The sequence below is a fragment of the Nonlabens sp. Asnod3-H03 genome (assembly GCF_045063665.1).
GTDB lineage: Bacteria > Bacteroidota > Bacteroidia > Flavobacteriales > Flavobacteriaceae > Nonlabens > Nonlabens ulvanivorans.
Genome location: NZ_JBEFOD010000008.1, coordinates 2338164 through 2356963 on the forward strand (window position 1 = coordinate 2338164; position 18800 = coordinate 2356963).

At 33.3% G+C, this 18800-nt stretch carries 18 protein-coding genes; all 18 read right to left on the reverse strand.

Annotated elements, in window-relative coordinates; translation table 11 throughout:
* The 18 genes from ACJJVI_RS13945 to ACJJVI_RS14030 all read right to left on the reverse strand — a co-directional run bounded on the left by ACJJVI_RS13945 (position 1) and on the right by ACJJVI_RS14030 (position 18792).
* On the reverse strand, positions 1-1032 hold the full coding sequence (locus tag ACJJVI_RS13945) for an exostosin family protein (protein WP_405352467.1): 1032 nt from the start codon (positions 1030-1032) through the stop codon (positions 1-3).
* Positions 1029-2519, reverse strand: coding sequence for a glycosyltransferase family A protein (locus ACJJVI_RS13950; protein WP_348021668.1), 1491 nt, complete (start codon positions 2517-2519; stop codon positions 1029-1031). The genes ACJJVI_RS13945 and ACJJVI_RS13950 overlap by 4 nt, the downstream gene beginning before the upstream one ends.
* The gene (locus ACJJVI_RS13955; protein WP_405352470.1) at positions 2516-3658 is read right to left on the reverse strand and encodes a glycosyltransferase family 4 protein; all 1143 of its coding nucleotides are present in this window, start codon (positions 3656-3658) and stop codon (positions 2516-2518) included. Before ACJJVI_RS13955 ends, ACJJVI_RS13950 begins: the two co-directional genes overlap by 4 nt.
* A complete protein-coding gene (locus ACJJVI_RS13960) occupies positions 3658-5076 on the reverse strand; it encodes a UDP-glycosyltransferase (RefSeq protein ID WP_405352473.1) in 1419 nt (472 codons plus the stop codon). Before ACJJVI_RS13960 ends, ACJJVI_RS13955 begins: the two co-directional genes overlap by 1 nt.
* Positions 5077-5121: 45 nt before the next feature.
* The gene (locus tag ACJJVI_RS13965) at positions 5122-5997 is read right to left on the reverse strand and encodes an N-acetylneuraminate synthase family protein (protein ID WP_042246163.1); all 876 of its coding nucleotides are present in this window, start codon (positions 5995-5997) and stop codon (positions 5122-5124) included.
* Positions 5984-7153, reverse strand: coding sequence for a cytidylyltransferase domain-containing protein (locus ACJJVI_RS13970; RefSeq protein WP_348021670.1), 1170 nt, complete (start codon positions 7151-7153; stop codon positions 5984-5986). Before ACJJVI_RS13970 ends, ACJJVI_RS13965 begins: the two co-directional genes overlap by 14 nt.
* Positions 7154-7216: 63 nt before the next feature.
* Positions 7217-8347, reverse strand: coding sequence for a glycosyltransferase (locus tag ACJJVI_RS13975; protein ID WP_405352478.1), 1131 nt, complete (start codon positions 8345-8347; stop codon positions 7217-7219).
* Positions 8344-9252, reverse strand: a complete 909-nt coding sequence (locus ACJJVI_RS13980) for a glycosyltransferase (protein ID WP_053234200.1) — start codon at positions 9250-9252, stop codon at positions 8344-8346. Before ACJJVI_RS13980 ends, ACJJVI_RS13975 begins: the two co-directional genes overlap by 4 nt.
* A 4-nt stretch (positions 9253-9256) precedes the next feature.
* Positions 9257-10210: a glycosyltransferase gene (locus ACJJVI_RS13985; RefSeq protein ID WP_081908550.1), complete on the reverse strand. Its 954-nt coding sequence runs from the start codon at positions 10208-10210 to the stop codon at positions 9257-9259.
* Positions 10211-10215: 5 nt separating this feature from the next.
* Positions 10216-10854, reverse strand: a complete 639-nt coding sequence (locus tag ACJJVI_RS13990) for a NeuD/PglB/VioB family sugar acetyltransferase (protein ID WP_042271715.1) — start codon at positions 10852-10854, stop codon at positions 10216-10218.
* Positions 10851-11951 carry a DegT/DnrJ/EryC1/StrS aminotransferase family protein gene (locus tag ACJJVI_RS13995; protein WP_042271718.1) on the reverse strand — a complete coding sequence of 367 codons (1101 nt, stop codon included), beginning with the start codon at positions 11949-11951 and terminating at the stop codon, positions 10851-10853. Before ACJJVI_RS13995 ends, ACJJVI_RS13990 begins: the two co-directional genes overlap by 4 nt.
* Complete coding sequence (locus ACJJVI_RS14000; protein ID WP_405352483.1) at positions 11944-13011, reverse strand: glycosyltransferase family 2 protein; 1068 nt, start codon at positions 13009-13011, stop codon at positions 11944-11946. The genes ACJJVI_RS13995 and ACJJVI_RS14000 overlap by 8 nt, the downstream gene beginning before the upstream one ends.
* Positions 13012-14037 (reverse strand): hypothetical protein, encoded by a 1026-nt coding sequence (locus tag ACJJVI_RS14005; RefSeq protein ID WP_405352486.1) that lies wholly within the window; start codon positions 14035-14037, stop codon positions 13012-13014.
* 6 nt (positions 14038-14043) lie between these two features.
* Positions 14044-14964 carry an NAD-dependent epimerase/dehydratase family protein gene (locus tag ACJJVI_RS14010; protein ID WP_405352488.1) on the reverse strand — a complete coding sequence of 307 codons (921 nt, stop codon included), beginning with the start codon at positions 14962-14964 and terminating at the stop codon, positions 14044-14046.
* 15 nt (positions 14965-14979) lie between these two features.
* The gene (locus ACJJVI_RS14015; RefSeq protein ID WP_053234205.1) at positions 14980-15936 is read right to left on the reverse strand and encodes a glycosyltransferase family 2 protein; all 957 of its coding nucleotides are present in this window, start codon (positions 15934-15936) and stop codon (positions 14980-14982) included.
* Positions 15936-16832, reverse strand: a complete 897-nt coding sequence (locus ACJJVI_RS14020) for a glycosyltransferase family 2 protein (RefSeq protein WP_081908551.1) — start codon at positions 16830-16832, stop codon at positions 15936-15938. Before ACJJVI_RS14020 ends, ACJJVI_RS14015 begins: the two co-directional genes overlap by 1 nt.
* Positions 16829-17779 (reverse strand): glycosyltransferase family 2 protein, encoded by a 951-nt coding sequence (locus ACJJVI_RS14025; protein WP_405352493.1) that lies wholly within the window; start codon positions 17777-17779, stop codon positions 16829-16831. Before ACJJVI_RS14025 ends, ACJJVI_RS14020 begins: the two co-directional genes overlap by 4 nt.
* Positions 17776-18792, reverse strand: a complete 1017-nt coding sequence (locus ACJJVI_RS14030) for a glycosyltransferase family 2 protein (protein WP_405352495.1) — start codon at positions 18790-18792, stop codon at positions 17776-17778. Before ACJJVI_RS14030 ends, ACJJVI_RS14025 begins: the two co-directional genes overlap by 4 nt.
* Positions 18793-18800 lie beyond the last annotated feature (8 nt).

Below are 18800 nucleotides of genomic sequence, written 5' to 3' on the forward strand. Positions count from 1 at the left end.
TTATAAAAGTGCTTTTAATGAATCATGCAACTTACAAAAAAACGCATGTCTAACTAAGTAATTTTCATATAGCGCGCGATTTGATTTTTGTAAGTCCCGAAAACTTGCAGGTGTTTGAGTTTTGTGAAAGCCAATTAGTTTTTCGGCAAGATTTTCATTGGGCAACACACGACAGATATGTCGATCCCAATCTATTTGATCTTCTAATGGTAATTGCACATCTGTATCCACTAAAACTGGAATACGACCACAAGCTAATGATTCATAAAATCGCACTGAAAAATTACCAGCACCACGCAAGCAAAATGTATAAGGAGAGTTATTTAGGTTTTGGAAGAATTCAATTGTAGATTTTTCACGTTGTTCATTAGTAATAGCACCTGCACGATACTTATCTCGATAAATAAAATCGGTATGAATTGCTGGATGAGACTCTAGTTGTTTAAGGTAGGTAAATCTTTTGCCCGCTGCGTTATAAATAGATTGCCTATCGCTAGCATCCTTTTTTAAGAAACGATTTAAATTTGCCTTAAACGTTGAAAGTGTGACTCGCAAAAATTCTTTCAAACTGGAATTTGCAAAACCTGTAAAAGAGATTTGAGGTTTATCTTGATAATCAATAATTTTAAGATTTAAATCATCTCCTTGCAATGGATCATTAATAAAAGATGGGATGACAATCGTTTGGTGATCATTTGTCGATTTAAAACCAGCATTTCTCCATGTAATGATTTGATCATTATTTGAAGTGGTACCATAATCACCACCAGTGTATAACATCAACTTCTTCCCGTAACTAAATGCTTTGACATACAAATCTCTAAAATCATTGACATAGTTTTTCACACCTATTGAAAACGCATCTACGGGAAATATAAAAGCATCTGCCATTTCTGGTTCATTTACGAGCTCATAATGTTTGGACACAGATTTGTGAGCATTCTCATAATAATGCAAATCAAAAAGCAATGGGTGCACTTGCCTCCTATTTTTAGGGATTAATAATTCTCGATTTGTATAGAGTTTAATCATAACTCGTTTGCCCATTTTTCACTTTGATTCCAAGCTTGCAGGTACTTCTTGTAGTGTTTCCAAGGTAGTTTAGTCCCAAAAACACCAAATGTTTTAAATAGCTGCACCATTTTATATCCTGACAATTGTTTATGCGTATAATTTTTTTTGCGATAATACATAATTTGAGGTGAAGGCTTCGGCTTTACATCTTCGTTATCCCATGGAAACACATGTGATTTTCTAAATCCACCTATCGGTGCTTTTAAGTGTAAAATTTGAATCTGTGGTGCGTAAGTTACATCGTAACCTGCATTACGTATTTGCATTCCAAAATCGACATCTTCTCCATAGCCATGCTCGAGTGCCATATCAAAATTACATTGTTCTAATACATCTCTATGAACTATAGAACAACCTGAACCAAAAAACGGCCACTGTTTGAAAGTTTTTTGAGACTCAATTTCTCCCTTTTGAAGATACGCCATATTTAACACAGCTGTCTTAGTAATAGATAAACTATTAAAAATACGTTCGATTAAATTTTTATCAAATCTATTATCATCATCAAATAGTAATACCCATGGTGATCTTGTATGCGCTATCGCAATATTACGAGCATTACAAGCGCCCGTTTGATGTATAAATTTATGGATGATTTTAAAAGACCAATTCTCATTATTTAAAAAACCCAAATCAGAGCTAGAACTATGATCGCCATTTTGTTCAATTATTATTACTTGTTGAGGCTTTATAGTTTGTTGGTCAAGATCGAGCAGTACATCTTTAAGATAAGAAGCTCTTCCCATTGTTGGAATTATGACATCATAACGTTTCTCCATATCACTCTCTGGCACTGAATACTGTATGGGTTCTAATCTTAGTGTATAATTCAGTTGTCTTTTAAATAACGCTTTCGCGAAAGCAAGAATAGGAAACTTTTTTTCATAACATATCTGGCATAACAATAGAAAAAAGATCCATGTTTTCTTTTTAGTTTGAGAAATGAAAGAGAACACCTCTGAACTTGAAATTTGAATACGTTCTCTAGAAAGTTGAGAATAACAAAAAAGACCTTGAGACTGATAGATTCTGGTAAATAGATTTAAATCATAAATCCAATTACCAGTAGATTTAAATTCTGTTTCTTGTTGAAGAACGCTTGAATGAATTAAACCAATGTTATCACTCATCATCCAAGTAGGATACCATTGATCTTCTTTAAAGTTAATAAAAGGTGTATCATCTACATAATCTATAGAGTCCCTTAAAAAGCCAGGAGCTGAACCTTTACTTAGCACCATATAAGGGACAGTTGCTTTATTAAGTAAGTCATTCCAATCTGAAACTGGTCTTTCTATAGAAGTCCATCCTATCCATTGTTGAGGAAACTTGCGAGCCAATTCCTTTAAATGGTCGAAGGTTGTTCCAGCGTCTAATTTTAGTTCATTATTATTTAAATAAGCCTTATCAAAATCTGGATGTATATGTGATTTAAGGATGATCATAATCCTAAAACATATTGATAAAACTTCACATTTTCCTCAACTAAATGATTAATATCAAACTTAGAAGCTACGCTATTTATAGCATTTTGACCTATGCGATTCAATTCCTTGTCATCGGAAAAAAGTTTATTAATAGAGGTAACATAATTGTCTATATCATCCGGATAGTGCATATAACCATCTACTCTATCTTCAATCAGATCTTGAGCCCATCCTATATTTGTATTGACAACCGCCTTTCCCATAGCCATGGACTCTATAGTAACCATTCCTAGAGTTTCGGCGAGTGAGGGATATACACAGACATGTGCTTTTCTAATATGTTCTTGAACTTGAGAGTAAGGTACTTTTCCTAAATAATTGATATTCTCAAGAACAAGCGGTGGTGTTATATTCTGTATTAATTCCCATGTAGAGTGCGCACCTGTTTGAACATCATTACTATCTCCACCAATAAATGTAAGTTGGGATTGTGGGTATTTTTCTAGGACTTTTTCAAATACCTGAACAAGCTGAAAAACTCCTTTTTTGCGTATCAAAGTTCCAACGTTAAGAATAGTAAAGGGATTATAATTTGAAATATCTTCATTTATAAACTGACTTAAATCTAGTCCGTATGGAATTACCTTTAATAAATCCATAGGTAGATTAAATAATCGCATAGAAGTAGATCCAGCAAATTGTGTAGGTGCTATGTAGGCTTGCGCTTTGGAAACGGCATTACTTTCAAAGTATTTATTTTTTTTCTTTTGAGGCCTGTTTTCTACATGACAAAAATATGTATCACTTCCATGAAAACGTATAATTAACGGCATCTTTAATTTCATAAAAGCCGTAATACCTGTCCAGTCTGGTGCCTCTAGAAGATCAACGTTTTTTAAGTGTTTATTTATGTAATTTTCAATGTTCTTACGATAAAAGTAAAAGCCACCTATTTTATATTTTTTTTGTTTTATAAGATGAAAATGAATACCATTTTCATCAAATTTCTCTTGCTTTTTCTGACCATAAACCACTATAGTTATTTGGTGGCCTTTCACAACTAATCGAGACACCAAATTTTTGATACTCGTTCCCATGCCACCAGAGTGACCGGTTTTTTCATGAGGATATTCTGGTGTGAGGTAGGCGATGTGCATTATTTTATAATTCTTTTAATCCCATCCCATATACGTTCACTCGCTTTTTCTGGAAATTCAGGTTTATTAACTATTCCATACCACTTTTTAGTAATAGGTACTGGATATAAATCACCATCCAGCAATCCTTTAATTCCATCATATATTTCTGATTTATTCATCGCCCAAATGACCGATGTATCATAATCTGGCATAGAACGGAAGTGGACATACCTATAATTTTGTCCTATATCACGTATTCCTTTTTTGAGTTGCGGTTGCTCATAGTTAGGATAAATAGTGGGCTTACCGTGCGCCACAAAATCAAACACCATACTAGAGCAAATGTTAACCACAAGTTCAGTATGGTGACAAGTATTCACTAATAATGTAAAATCCTCTTTGGTAGGCATTATTTGATTCCACTGGCTTCCCATAGGTTTCCATAAAGGATCTATAGGTGTAATGACATCTTTATATTCTTCAAGTACCTTATCATAACGACCCGAAAAATCTATAGGTACTTTACGATAAATAATCGCCACATCTCGACCTTCTTCACGCAGCTTACGTATGGCAATAGCTGTATCTTCTAAATAATATTGGTCTAGCGGAGACGTCGTCTGATCATCTCCTGAAAAACAGATGTATTTAGTGTCTTCATTTAAACCATGACCTTCACAAAAACGCTTTCGCGAAAGCAATATAGAAGCATCATAATGAGGCTCAAATTGAGGTGTTCCTGTAACAAATATTTGTTTTTCTCTGGTTTTAGGGTAATATTCTAGCAGTTGCGATTTCATCAAATCTGACCAAACAAAATAATAATCAGTTTCAATGGTAGTCATTCCTTTAGGTAGATTATCCCAACTGTAAATCCAGCACGCAGTTTTAATCCCAAGATCTTTTGCAGCAAGTATAGGTGCTATAGCTTGTGTTGCTCGTTGAGTGGTGCAAAAAACCAGATCTGGTCGGTGTTCTTCCAGTTGTGCCTTAACTTCTTGATACCGTTGTGTAGAACGTTCGGCAGCATTCATGTCATCCATTAAGCGTTTCCAGCCTTTAGGTGTAGCGCTAAAGGTTTCATGAAACTTAACAAATGAACTTTTAGCTATATTCTTAATACTATTCCATCGCAGTGGAAATCTATAAGTAGGATAGACATTGTCCTTAGTCCGCTTTCGCGAAAGCGATAACTCCACTCTTTTACGAGCATGATTGATTACCGGTGTTTTAGGATGTATTCTAGTACTTTCTATCTTTAATTCTGGATAGCCCAACTCTTTTTCAAGAGAAAAAACAGTATTATTCCAATATGTAATATCAAAGCCTTGTTGCTCACCGATTTCTTTGAATTGAGTAAACGCAAAATTGCGTAGTCCTACTCCATCTGGGAAAAGAATGAATATTTTTGACTTTTTAGAATTATAAATTGACACAGTGCGGTTGTATTTTTCAAGTTCGAATTTAAATTCGAGTTCGATTTAAGCTTTACGGAATTTCAACTTATCACGTTGCACTTGCTCAATAGGTAAAATGTCTGTCGCTTTATAATCTAATGCTTGATAAACGGCTTTCAAATCACGAGCTAATTTTCTCATTCCTGCTGGTTCTAGAGATGCGCTATGATCGGTTCCTTTCCACGTTCTATCAAGTGTGTAGTGACGTTCTACCACATTTGCTCCTAGAGTATATGCAGCAACATCTACAGCAATTCCTAAATGATGACCAGAAAACCCAATTGTTTTAACGCGATCACCATATTTTTGAATCATGGTGGTGATATCTAGTAAACACACATCGGGAAATGGTACTGGATAACCTGATGTACAGTTGTAAAGTACAAGATCTTTTGCACGATGATGCTTTTCAAAAAACGCAACGAGTTCTTCCACCTCATCCTTAGTAGTCATTCCTGTAGAACAGTGAATTTCTCCTTTATAATTTTCACACAACCAGCCTAGCATTTCGTAGTGATTGTTGCATGCGCTTGGGATTTTAATAAATTCAGGGTTTAGACCTGCTATTTCTTTGGCACTGGTAACATCCCATACACTTGTAGAATAAGTAATACCAATCTCTTCACAATAGGCTTTCAATTCTGCATGCTGATTGACATCAAATTCTAAAAATTCTCTATGCGCTCCATAAGTATCTCCATATGAGTTTACTGGATTAGGATGTGGCGCCTCGTATTGTTCTTTAGTTAACAATTCTACGTTATGACGTTTTTGAAACTTTACCGCATCTACTTTACAAAAAATGGCAGCTACTTTGATCAACTCTTTTGCGATTTCCATATCGCCTTTATGGTTTCCACCTATCTCTGCAATGGTATATGGTTTTTTATAATGACTCATATCGGTTGTTATACTTTATGATAAATTCTGTAGCCTCACGGATGGCACCTTCGGCACTATTGTTTTGCAGAATCACATCTGCATGATTTTTTATGGGTTGGGTGGCGTTTGCTGGAGTAAATGACCAGCCAGCGGCACAAATATTTGCCATATCGTTAACGTCATCACCGATGTAGGCAATGTTGGAGAATGATAAGTTCCTGTCAGTTACTATCCTAGAGAGTAAACTGTATTTATCCTTTACACCTAGATAAACGTCTTTAATTTTTAATTTCTTCATACGGCTAGCGACTATCTGAGAATCCTCAGAAGTCATGACCATTACCTCTACTCCATACTGACGTAGAATTTCTAAGCCCATACCGTCACGCATATCAAACTTTTTCATCAACTCACCATCTGCACCATAATAGATACAACCATCTGTGAAAACACCGTCTACATCAAGAATTAAATGAGTGATGCGATTACTTTGTTTCTTTGATTTTAATCGAGCTGCTAGTAATTCTTCTACTATTTTCCAGTCGGTTAAAGAATCGATTTCAGTAAGACTGTCCTCAGGCATAGGGACTGTTGCTATATTACCGCTTATTCTATTTTGACTTTCGCGTAAAGCGGAATCAGTAGTCACATAACAAGCACCGTTTTCTATGAGAAGTCCTTCAAAATCTTGTCTTCTCGGTCTGTTGAAAATATCATAATTCTTAGGAGTACCGTCTGCATGCCATGTGAATCTGTGACTATTTACCACTGTTAACGCACTATCGTAATTTTCACCACTTGCTACGGCATCTAGACAGTTGTTGATATCAACAGCAGTTGTAAAAGGTGAAGTCGCTTGAAGTAAACAGAATAAATCAAATGCGGAATCAATGCTGTTTACAAATTCCATCATTGCTAGTTCTGTACTAGCCGTATCTGTAGCGCTGGCATCACTGCGTTTTATCGCTTTTACCTTAGTAGTCCAATGGTACTCTTTTTCTATAAAAGAAAGAATGTCGGCATCGTCTGTATAAACGTAAATCTCGTCGAGATTTGAAGCGATTGCTTCACCTAGCGTCCAACAAAAAAGAGGTCTTCCTAAAAGCTTTTTTTTATTCTTACCAGGTATGCCTTTTGAGCCTGCGCGTAATGGGATAAATCCTATGGATTTCATAGATATAGGGTTGTGAGCAAATTTAAGGAAAGAAGACGATAACCTTAATATAATTTAATATAATCAACAATTAATCGAAGTATAGGCTTTTAAGACTTGTTGTGTAATTTTATAACGACTAAGCATAGGTAAAACATGAGTTGTATTATGAGCTACTCCACCTTCTAAAAGAGTTTTATTAGAAATTGCTTGATGAATAATTTCTTGAATATGTTCTACATCTTCACATTCTTCTATAAGCAATCCATTTGTGCCATTTTCTATAAGCTCAGCTGTAGCTCCACCAGAATTAGATTGAATAGGGAAAGCCCCAGCACAAATAGCTTCTAGTAGCGTATTAGGCATTCCATCGCTGTTTGAATTTCCTATATAAATTAAGGACTCCCCAAAAAGCTCCAGTATTTGGTCGTGATTTAAAATCCCTTTTATAGTTAGGTTTTTAATCTGATCTGTCTCAAGATTTAAAATTAGAGAATTAGTAGCTCCAAAAACAATTACTTCTAAATGATCAATATGTTCTCCAAGTTGCTCTAATGCTTTTAATACCTGTAGGGCTCTTCCCGAGCGATTATGATTTCCTTTAATAGCAATGATTTTGCGATTTTCAAAAAGGATTTTATAGTTCTCAATTAATTCCAAATCAAATCCTCCACCACCAGGAAAAACTCCTAAATGGGTTCCATTAAAACCTAATTTATTTGCTATTTGTTGATCACGCTTACAGTCTGCAAACATATAATTTACTCGTGGCAACACGGCTTGAATATCTTTTAAATACTCTGGAATATTTTTATAATAAAATAAATCGCTACCCCATGATGAGTAAGCCCATGGAATATCCCGATGCTTATTCATAATGCTAAGAATAGGTGTGCAAGACACATAAAGAGCAAAACTATGTACGAGATCTGGTTGTATTTCTTGTAAGGCATTCGCAAAAGCATCTTCCACCTTATTATCGTATTTATGAGCGAGTGCGTTGAATAATTTAGGAAGTTTACTCTTTAAAAAGCTACGTCCACGTTTTTTAAGAAATCCTTTTTTCCATCCCGTGATTTGAGTCAGCCAGCTCATAGATGGCGCATACCCTTGATCCAACACATCAAACCAGTAAACGTCAAATTCACTATCTCGCAACTGGTCAGACCAACGACGGAAGTGAATAGAATTCATGGATACAAGAAGAATTTTCATCTTTTTATTATTGTTTTAAAATATCTTTTAAAAATTCTACCAGACTGATTTAGATTATTAAAAAATAACGAAATGAATAACTTAAAGGAATTTAAAAAATAATCATGTTTGTTATAATTACCCATTAAAAGATAGTTTCTCTCAAAAATCTGATTTATTATGACTGCATCACTATCGTGTTTCAAATGATTCTTCATCAGGTTTTCATAAATATACAAGTCTGCTTTTAAAAATTTAATATCACTTGTAGCTGTTTTTTTTGTGACTCCAATAGACTTTCTATAAACCGTTGTAACTTTATTTAGCACTCTTATATCTTGACCGTTTTCTACAGATAATAAATATAAAGGCCAGTCACCATAAGAACTCTTCATTAACCATTCAGGTAAATTAACGTGTTTATTTCTCATAACTACTGTAGATGCAAGAAGCATATTTGAAGCGATTAAGTCTTCATAGCTATAACTTTTAACTTGTTCTAGTTGTGGTGGTTCTTTCCACTTGTTATCAGGAAACAAAATTGAGGCTTGAGTTCCTAAAATATCTGTTGTTCGATGTGCTTTGAGGTAATCTATTTGAGTTGCTAATTTCCTTCTATCTATCCAGTAGTCGTCTCCATCGCAAAATGCAATAAATTCTTTATCGCATTTACTTATGGCATCTATAAAATTAGGTAATATTCCTATGTTCTTATCCCTTAAAATAAGATCAATAGCTGGATATTTTTCCTGATATTTTTTTAAGATATAATGTGTATCATCTTGTGAACCATCATCACAAACTAAAATCCTAAAACTAAAATCAGTTTCTTGATTCAAAATACCGTCCAAGGTTTGTTGAATAAACTGCTCTTGATTATAAGTAAGAACAACGACGGTAAGAAGCTCATCTTTAGAACATATCATTGCGCTACTTCTTTTTAATTAAGTTATGTATTCCAATAATAACTAAAACATACTTAAGAATAACCCTAGGTTTCAATTGAAATAGATTTTTTAAACTACCTAACTTAATCTCTTTCATTAATTCAACACGATCCCTATTATTTTTAACAAAATAAGCGCGATTAATAAATGAAGTGTTATGCCCCTTTAAATAATGTTGCAACCATGATTCAGGTAATTTATTTCTTTCTGCAAATTGCTCTCTACATAGTAAAGAATCTTTTTTGATTTTAATAAACTTCTCAGCCTTATTAGAATGGCTTGCACTATCTTCCAATATCCTGTATACCGACATAGGTTGATCAATGTAATGAAAATCACCTAATAAAGTTGCTTCAAGAAAAATTCTAGTATCTGCTATGATGGCATTTTTTAATTCATGTTTGATACAATCAATAATATTAAATAGTACCTGTGAAGGATACACTGAGGTAGCAAATTCTACAAATTTTGAATCAAGCATTTGTCTAGCGTTTGCTTTTTTGCTTGTTAAAGGTTTGCGAAGTGGATGATCTGATAGCGTACCACTAGAATTATTTAAAAATAAAGAATGAGTATATGATAAGCTGTACTGCGGGTTTTGAGCTAAAAAATTGACTTGTTTCTCTATTTTGGAGTTGTCCATCCAGTAGTCATCACCTTCACACATAGCGATAAAATCTCCTGTGCACTTTTTAATGGCAAATAATAAATTTTCCATCGCACCTACATTAGTAGCATGCCTATAATATTTGATATGGATTTGAGAAGTGTTATTTACTATAAATTGATTCACAATACTTTCAGTAGCATCAGGTGATGTATCATCTGCTATGATTAATTCTATCTCGTGACTAGTTTCTTGGGAAAGTATTCCTTCAATTGCTTGGCCTATATATGAAGCATGCCCATAAGTAATCATACATACAGATACCTTCATAATTCTTATTTATATTTAATAACTCGAGCAGGAACACCTACTGCAACTGCATTTGCAGGAATATTTTCTGTCACTACAGCACCAGCACCTATTGTGGCGTTATCTCCTATAGTAATGTCTGGTAAAACAATCGCTCCGGTCCCTAAGCTTACTAGGTCACCAATGGTACATCTACCAGAAACATTTACAGCTGGAGAAAGCTCACTAAAGGATCCTATTTTTGTATCATGCCCTATGGTACAATTAAGATTGATTAAACAACCATTACCTATCATTACACTGTTCGTAATAACAGTGCCTTGCATCACTTGAACACCATTACCAATAGTTGTGTCAAAGCTCCCTATTCTTGAGTATTTAGAAATAAAAGTTGTATTTAAACCACCTAAATCCTCAAAAACAGCAGTAAGTTTTTTTCTATTATGTGGATTTCCTATTCCCAATGTAAACCTTGTATCTGCATGAAGTTTAAAATATTCTTGCACTTCTTGAAAAGAAACTAAGATTTTAAATTTATCAAATAGAACATTGTTGTCGTAATTATTAATGTTATCAAAGAATAACAAACTGGAAGAAGAAAATTTTCCCTCCAGTATGACTTCCAGTATTTCTTTTGCAAACCCTTTAGAACCTATCACTATCATAGCATCTCTTTTATTATTATTTCAATAATTCTATCCACATCAGATCCTGAAATATTATGAGATAATGGCAAACATAGAATTCTATCAGCGATATCCTCAGCTACTGGCATAGTAACTAGATGATCTAAATATGGTAATTTATTTAAACTAGGATAAAAATAACGTCTAGGAAAAATTTTATTTTTTTCGAGAGCTTCTTTTACTTGAGTCATGATTTGATGACTCGGAAACAAGACCGGGAAATAAGAATAATTTCTAGTAGCTCCTTTTCTCCATCTTATGAAAGTTACATCCATATTTAAAAGAAGTTCTTCATATCGTTTGCTTGCTGCTTCTCGTTTTGATAAAATCATTTCCATGTGAGGCAATACGGTTAAACCCATAGCCGCTTGCAACTCACTCATCTTAGAGTTAATACCTAATCCATGAAACTCCTCAGCACCGTTATGTCCAAAATTATGATGGTAAAAAAGTTGATGTTTTAATTTTTCATCGTTACAGAAGGAAGCACCACCTTCGGCCGTGTGAAATAATTTAGTGGCATGAAAACTACAAGTACTTACATGTCCATAATTAAACAAGCTTTCACCTTTATAATTCACACCAAAACTATGTGCAGCGTCATAAATTACGATTAACCCATGTTTTAGTGCAATTTCTTCAATAGCTTCAATATCACATGGATTACCAAAAACATGAGTCGCAAGAATAGCCTGAGTGTTTTCAGTTATTTTCTCTTCTATTCTTTTAGGATCGATAGTCCAGTGTTCCTCGTCTATGTCTGCAAAAACGGGCTTTGCTCCTTCCCAAATTATGGCACTGGTTGTAGCGACGTAACTAAATGGAGTTGTAATTACTTCTTTATGAATACCGAGTGCTTTTAGGGCTATTTGAATAGGTAAAGTCCCATTAGTATGCAACGTAATTTGATTCACACCTAGATAATCCTGTAATTTATGTTCAAGCTCTAGAACTAGTTCACCTCGATTAGTCAACCACTCTTTTTTAAATGCTCGATCTACATTTTTTTGATACTCCTCGATGGGTGGAATAAATGATTTAGTAACATAGATTGGTTTTTGATCTGAACTACTCACAAAGCATAATTTTAAGAGATATAGACTCTTTTGAATAACTATAAAAATAAGGTAAGTTTCTATAACGATTTACTATTTCTAGAAGTATCATATCGTTTACGGCTGCGGCATCTAGAAAATATTGTTTGGGCTTTAAATAATTCTTGATTTTATCAGTCCATGAAACTTCCTCTTTTATAAAACGAATCTCAATCACTTTGTTAAGACCCATAATAGGTAAACTAGCTAGCGTGGCAATTACATTGTTCTTCTCAAAGTTTACAGATATTAATTCTTCAGTAGTCTCTAGTCTACCATAATCTTGCTCAACAGGCATGAGTCCAAAACTATGATGTAGGTTTGACTGGACAAGTTTGTGTTTTTTAACGATTTCGGTACGTTGATGATTGATTTTTTCAAGTTGAGTGTGAAATATAGACCCTTGATTTAAACTTCTATAAGCCTTTTCATGCCATTGATGTTTAAAGTAGATCTCGTTTTCGCGGAAGCGGACTTCATAACCAGCATTTCTCAATCGCAAATGAACATCTGTGTCCTCATTGCCCCAACCGTGATAAAACTCATCAAAACCATTAATTTCTAACAGCTGATGAACTGGAAAAATAGAGATTCCAGTAGCCTCTTCATTAGACATAAACTTGATGGTTCTTTGATCAAAACTCACATCCTTCACAGACTCTTCTTGAGACATAAAACCAACTGGAAAATAAGATGTACTCTTATTATCGAGCTGCGGCATCATTGTTTCTAAAAAATCAGGATGCCAAATTAAGTCCATGTCAGACACCATTAAATGTGTTGCTGTAGTGTTTTTTAATATCAAATTAATGCAGCGCGATTTATTCCATAGCTGACCTTGAACTGGGCAAGTAATCAATTCTATTCCTTTAAAACCATCAATAAGTTCCTTGAGCTGGCGCTGGTAAGAAAGAGCACTACCATAATCCACGAGAGTAACCGTTACATGATCTATTAGTTGAGGATGAATAGATTTTAACGATTGTTTTACGATTTTTAAATCCCGATTGCGATTAGGAATAACGATAGTGAGTTTTTCCATTTATTTTAAATAATGTTCTTTATAGATTCCGGGAACCTTGAATCTATTCATTGCATAATTGTAAAACCTTTTTCTGAAAAGAATTTTTTTAAAAAATTCAAATTTTAACCAATAGCTAAATTTCTTTTGAGATAATGTTTTATAAACAGACCATTCAACTAAAGATGGCGTGTTACTTTCTAAAGCCTCCAATTCCGTATCCATCCATGATTCCCAAGTATTACCCAAGTGATAGGCATGGTTTTTAAAACAGGATAGTCTATATCCATCGTTTTTAATAGTAGGTATGTCTAAATAAACACCTTCAGAATTCCCACTCAATAAAAACTCTGATGGTTCTTGTGGCGAAAATAACAAGGCCTCTCTTTTATAGGTAGTACAGAAGTGACTGCAACCTACAATCGCTTGAGAAGTTCCATTAGATATAGTAAGTATGGTGTTTTTTTGCTCATCATTAAGGTAAGACCATCCTATACTATTAGCAAACTTCTCTAATCCTTCAGGATCACCTGGCGTCTTAAATTTCACTCTACCAGTCCATAAATTTTCCAACCAAATATTACTCGTAAATTGATTGAAAGTTTTAAAAACAGGCACTGGAGAAACTGCCGTTGCTCGAGGAAAATTTTTAAAAACGGCAGCTACTTCTAGATCCCAATTTTTTAAAAACATCACATCACCATCTGTTATGGTAACGTAGGGTTCATCGCTAGCACCTATCACTCGACGTAAACTATTCACTTTACCTAATTGCTCTGTTTCTAAAAGTAATTCATCAATAAGTCCTTCATTTTGCAGGCCTAGCAACTTCTCATGAATAGTTGGTGAGCAGCCATTTGCAATAACGCTTATAGGTGTACCAGCACTAGTAGTTTTTCTTAAACTAAAAACACAGGCTTTAAATATCTTAAAAGAATCTTTATAATAATCTTCTTCATGCGGAATGTATAAAGGAACGATAACTCTATGTTGCGCTTTATTTCCTTCATACTTTTTATCATGGGTATTACTACGTCCTATGCGCATAAGAGCTTATTTTTTAAGATGCTCCATTAATTTAACGATTCCATTTTCTAGAGGTATTAATTCTCTATTTAAAACAGCTTTCATTTTTGAATTATCAGGCTGTCTGCGAGTCATATCACCTTCTTCTAGTGCAGGTAAGTGAATGATTTGTGAGTTGCTACCAGTGACTTTCAGAATAACATCTACGAGTTCTTTAATATTATAAACTAAATCACTTCCTATATTGAACACCTCGTTTTTTAAGGAATCATCACTAAAAATGCGATAACTAGCCTCAATATTATCATCTATATAACAAAAAGTTCTCGATTGTAATCCATCTCCATAGATCGTGATATCTTCATTATGAAGCGCTTGATGAAGTAATTTAGGAATCACAAAATCCTTACTTTGTTGTGGACCATAGGTGTTGAAAAATCTAAAAATAGTATAGTCTAATCCATATTCCTGATGATAGGATCTAAAATATGCCTCACCTAAATTCTTAACTACTGCATAGGGCAACTTAGAATTTAAAGGTGTTTCATCTTCAATTTGGGGTAAGCTCACTGGCTCTCCATAAACCTCACTACTCGAGGAGTATGCTACTTTTTGTACTCCTGTATTTTTACTTAATCGCAGTATATTTTTAATACCATCTATATCTTGAAGAACTTTAATAGGGTTATCAAGAGTGCGTTGCACTCCTACCATAGCAGCATAATGAAAGACATAATCAAATTTATGAGATAACATTACCTCTGCAAGTTCTTCATATATATTAACATCTAATTTTATAAAAGTAAAGTTGTTGTACTCAGGTAATTTTGAAATACTCCCAGTACTCAAATTATCTACACCTACTACTTGATGTCCTTTTTTTAAAAGGTAATGAGCAAGAGCACTTCCTACATTTCCAGCTACTCCAGTGATTAGTGTTTTATTCATAGTAACAAATATAGTTTATTGCATGGCTTGTAACCTAACCTTGAAGCACTCTCCACGATCTAAATACTTAAAACTAATTTTGAGACACCACAACAGTTCCTTTTCCTTATTTGAAGACAACTCATTTCTAAGCCTCTCATACATATTAGCTAAATCTTGTCTTTTAAATGATTTCCTATTTTTTAACGCGGTAGTATATAGTGCTATCAACTCTTTACATAAACTGGATCTAGCATTTAGGGAAAGGGCACTATTTCGATCATTAACAAAATAATATCTCGCATTAAAACTGGAAATAATTTTAGGACTTGTAACCTTACCGTATGTAATACTATCATCGTGTTTTCTTAAATATACAAGTGGCTTCTCAATTATAGAATAAGATAATTGATGATATAGCATTCTACCTATAAATTCAAATTCTTGAGATTGCTGTAGTTTCTCATTGAACTTGAGATTAAATTTATTCAAAGATTGCTTTTTTATCAATGGTGCTTGAGTGAGCCATTTGATTTTATGTGCTAAAAAATCATTCAGAGGATCATCACTTTTCAAAAAAGGAAATCTCAACTCTCCAACGGTATGCTCCTCACCGCTAAAAACGAGTGTTTGGCATACATTAAAATCGGCTTGATCTTTTTCCAACATAGTCATTTGAAGATCTAATTTATCTGCATGCATTAAATCATCGCTATCAAAAAAATTGATATAATCTCCTTTGGACATCTCATAACCAAAATTCCGGCATGCATTGGCACCTTTCTCTCGATTCTGCGGGCGTTTATAGTAAAATATCCTTCTATCAATAGCAATTAATTCGTTCACTTCCTTTTCAGTAAAATCAGAGCTACCATCATCAACCACTATACATTCCCAATTATTATAGGATTGGTTCATAATAGAAATAATGGTATCTATGATCAGATGATCTCTATTAAAAGTCGGTATAATAATGGAAATCAGAGGTCGCATTATTTATTTCTATTAAAATAAAGACCTAATATTCTAGCAAAAGAACTAGCAAAATCTACGATCAAACTTTGAATAAAGTAATTTTTATCTTTAGATAACATTTTAAATAATCTAGGCGTTTTATACAAAAAAATTCTTCCTACACTTTTTATAGAATACCAAGTATTATATTTCTCGTATACAGGATCTACAGTATTATAACTTGACTTATAAGTTTTTTTAATATGCCATAGCATCTTCTGTTTATAAACTGGCACTAAATGGTTCATGGCTAATGAAGGATCAAAATAGATAGAATATCCTGCGCTTCTTAACAGCATTTGGAAATGATCTTCTTCGGCATAACCTATCTTATTTCCTATCATTCCTCTGGAAGGATCAAAACCGCCTACCTCTTTCATTATAGCAAGTTTGCAAAACATTATACCACCTGAAAGGTATTTGTCTTTTATTAAAGAAAACTTAGAGGATAGCTTACTTTTTTGACCAAAGCTATTTGGAATCCATTTGGGTTTTTCATTTTCATAGTAAGGATAATACATCCCACCGAAACAATCTGGTTCGTGCTCATCAATGATACTTATCAAACGTTCAATGTAATTACTGTGAGGAATAGCATCATCATCTAAATAACCTAAATAAGGAGTTTGACAATTTTCAATTGCGCAATTACGAGCATGAGACAATCCTTGTTTCAACTCTTTAACATAGCTGATAGGCCATCCCAATTTTTCATATTTCACAAAAATATCGTGAGTATTATCTGTAGAGTTATTATCAACAATTAGAACATTTATAGTGCTGTCCATATTTGATAATTGCCCGGATAACCCATTTAGACACTTATCTAGATAAAATGACCTGTTGTAAGTGCAAATTGCTATAGTTACTTTCATGTAAGATTTAAAAAATTTCTAAGTTGAAACAAGCGATAAATAAACGGTTTGGATTTTAAATAATATACAATTATTTCTTTTTTACTTATAATATCATTTCTATACAAGGTCAATTCAATTTCCCTAGGTACATTGTTCAAAAATCCCTTGTTATTTACTATATATCTATCATATATTTTTTTATAAAATTTTGAAAGAAGTTTTATATGGTGCTTGTCAGATTTGCTTTTGAGAATAGGAATTAAGTCCAGAACTAAAATACTAAATGAGGTAACTATTTTTGAAATGAATAATTGATCGTTAAATTTCATTAAATTCTTCTCATCTTTTCGATAAAAGCAATCAGGCTCAACTTTACAAAATTTAATTTGTTCTTCTGCTGTATTTAGAAGTAATCGTATAGAAAAATCTACATCTTGAAACCTCTGCAGCTTTTCTGAAAACATAATACTAAGATTTGCTTTAGGTAATAGTAGTGAAGTTATAGGCCATGGTATTTGATAACTTAAAAACATGCTTAAATAACTTTCGTCAACACCTGCATATCTATTAATTATTTTGATGTTTGTGAAATCAGAATCTCTTAAAACACCCATTGGAAATATAAAAAACGCACTATTCTTATCTATTTGATTCAAGCGATTTTCTATACATGTATTTGCCAGTAAATCGTCAGCGTCTAAAAACATAAGAAAGGCGCCTTCAGCATTTTCTATCCCAATGTTGCGACAAGCGTTAGCACCTTTCAAGATATGTTGTGGTCTTTCATATGAATGAAATCGTTTGTCTTTTTTACGATAACTTTGTATGATTTCTTTTGTACCATCATCAGAACCATCATCAATTATTATGCATTCCCAGTTTTTAGATGTTTGGTTTAAAACTGACTCTAAGGTATTAAACAAATAGTTCTCATTATTATACGTTGGAATTATAATACTTATCATATAAAAGCTAATTTAACAATTTGCTTCACATCGTAAAACTTATGAACACACCATTTTGGTTGAAAAAATGCTAAATATAAGATTGATAAAAAACTTAATTTTAAATTCCCATTTAATATCATCGACCTGATAGCAGATGGAACCTTGTGACGGTAAAAGTCGTAGTCATAACCTGTAATTTCACAATATCGACGGATTTGTTTAAGACTCAATTGAAAATTGAATAAATAGTAAAATGGCAACTTGTGGCTCTTACCAATTTCACTTATTTGTATCATTGTTAAAAAAAACGATGAAGACTTATTAAACAAACCATGATCAAGACCTTCAAAACTCGATCTTAATGCTTTAACGAATAAACTATATCGTTCAGTATTATTACTAATACTACTTGTTAAGCTTTCTTCGTGTTTTCTAAAAAAATAGAGTTCTTCATTACAACGTGAAAATTTAAAGTTTAAACTTGCTCTGAGCCAAAAGTCATAATCTTCTACCAGAAACAAATTCTCATCATAACCGTTTAGAAATATAAAAACTTCTCGTTTATAAAGAAATGAGGCCTGTATAGGATTTCCTAATAAAATATTATCTAAGCTGGATAATTTTCTGGTTCCAGTAATTACTTCTTCCTTATCAATAATTTGAAAGTCAGAATAAACAATATCAGAACTTGTAGAGTTTAAATGATAGCGCATTCTTTCGAGAAAATTAATGTCAAAAATATTATCATGAGATATCCATGTCATCAATTCACCTTTTGCCATCTGATGGCCTACATTCAAACTCTTTGGTAGTTTTTGGTTTGTTTTATTATTTACAATAAGTATTCGTGGATCTTTTTTAGAGTACTCTTCAATTAATTCAAGTGTAGAATCTGTAGAACAATCGTTAACTACTATCAATTCCCAGTTTTCGTAAGATTGTTTTATACAACTCTCAATACATTCACGAACGTACTTTTGACCATTATAAACAGGAAGAATTATTGATATTAAATTGTTTAGATGCCTCATTAACTAGT

Coding starts and splice junctions, on each gene's coding strand:
- ACJJVI_RS13945 (WP_405352467.1), bottom strand. CDS start 1,032: ATGATTAAACTCTATACAAATCGAGAATTATTAATCCCTAAAAATAGG.
- ACJJVI_RS13950 (WP_348021668.1), bottom strand. CDS start 2,519: ATGATCATCCTTAAATCACATATACATCCAGATTTTGATAAGGCTTAT.
- ACJJVI_RS13955 (WP_405352470.1), bottom strand. CDS start 3,658: ATGCACATCGCCTACCTCACACCAGAATATCCTCATGAAAAAACCGGT.
- ACJJVI_RS13965 (WP_042246163.1), bottom strand. CDS start 5,997: ATGAGTCATTATAAAAAACCATATACCATTGCAGAGATAGGTGGAAAC.
- ACJJVI_RS13970 (WP_348021670.1), bottom strand. CDS start 7,153: ATGAAATCCATAGGATTTATCCCATTACGCGCAGGCTCAAAAGGCATA.
- ACJJVI_RS13975 (WP_405352478.1), bottom strand. CDS start 8,347: ATGAAAATTCTTCTTGTATCCATGAATTCTATTCACTTCCGTCGTTGG.
- ACJJVI_RS13980 (WP_053234200.1), bottom strand. CDS start 9,252: ATGATATGTTCTAAAGATGAGCTTCTTACCGTCGTTGTTCTTACTTAT.
- ACJJVI_RS13985 (WP_081908550.1), bottom strand. CDS start 10,210: ATGAAGGTATCTGTATGTATGATTACTTATGGGCATGCTTCATATATA.
- ACJJVI_RS13990 (WP_042271715.1), bottom strand. CDS start 10,854: ATGATAGTGATAGGTTCTAAAGGGTTTGCAAAAGAAATACTGGAAGTC.
- ACJJVI_RS14000 (WP_405352483.1), bottom strand. CDS start 13,011: ATGGAAAAACTCACTATCGTTATTCCTAATCGCAATCGGGATTTAAAA.
- ACJJVI_RS14005 (WP_405352486.1), bottom strand. CDS start 14,037: ATGCGCATAGGACGTAGTAATACCCATGATAAAAAGTATGAAGGAAAT.
- ACJJVI_RS14010 (WP_405352488.1), bottom strand. CDS start 14,964: ATGAATAAAACACTAATCACTGGAGTAGCTGGAAATGTAGGAAGTGCT.
- ACJJVI_RS14015 (WP_053234205.1), bottom strand. CDS start 15,936: ATGCGACCTCTGATTTCCATTATTATACCGACTTTTAATAGAGATCAT.
- ACJJVI_RS14020 (WP_081908551.1), bottom strand. CDS start 16,832: ATGAAAGTAACTATAGCAATTTGCACTTACAACAGGTCATTTTATCTA.
- ACJJVI_RS14025 (WP_405352493.1), bottom strand. CDS start 17,779: ATGATAAGTATTATAATTCCAACGTATAATAATGAGAACTATTTGTTT.
- ACJJVI_RS14030 (WP_405352495.1), bottom strand. CDS start 18,792: ATGAGGCATCTAAACAATTTAATATCAATAATTCTTCCTGTTTATAAT.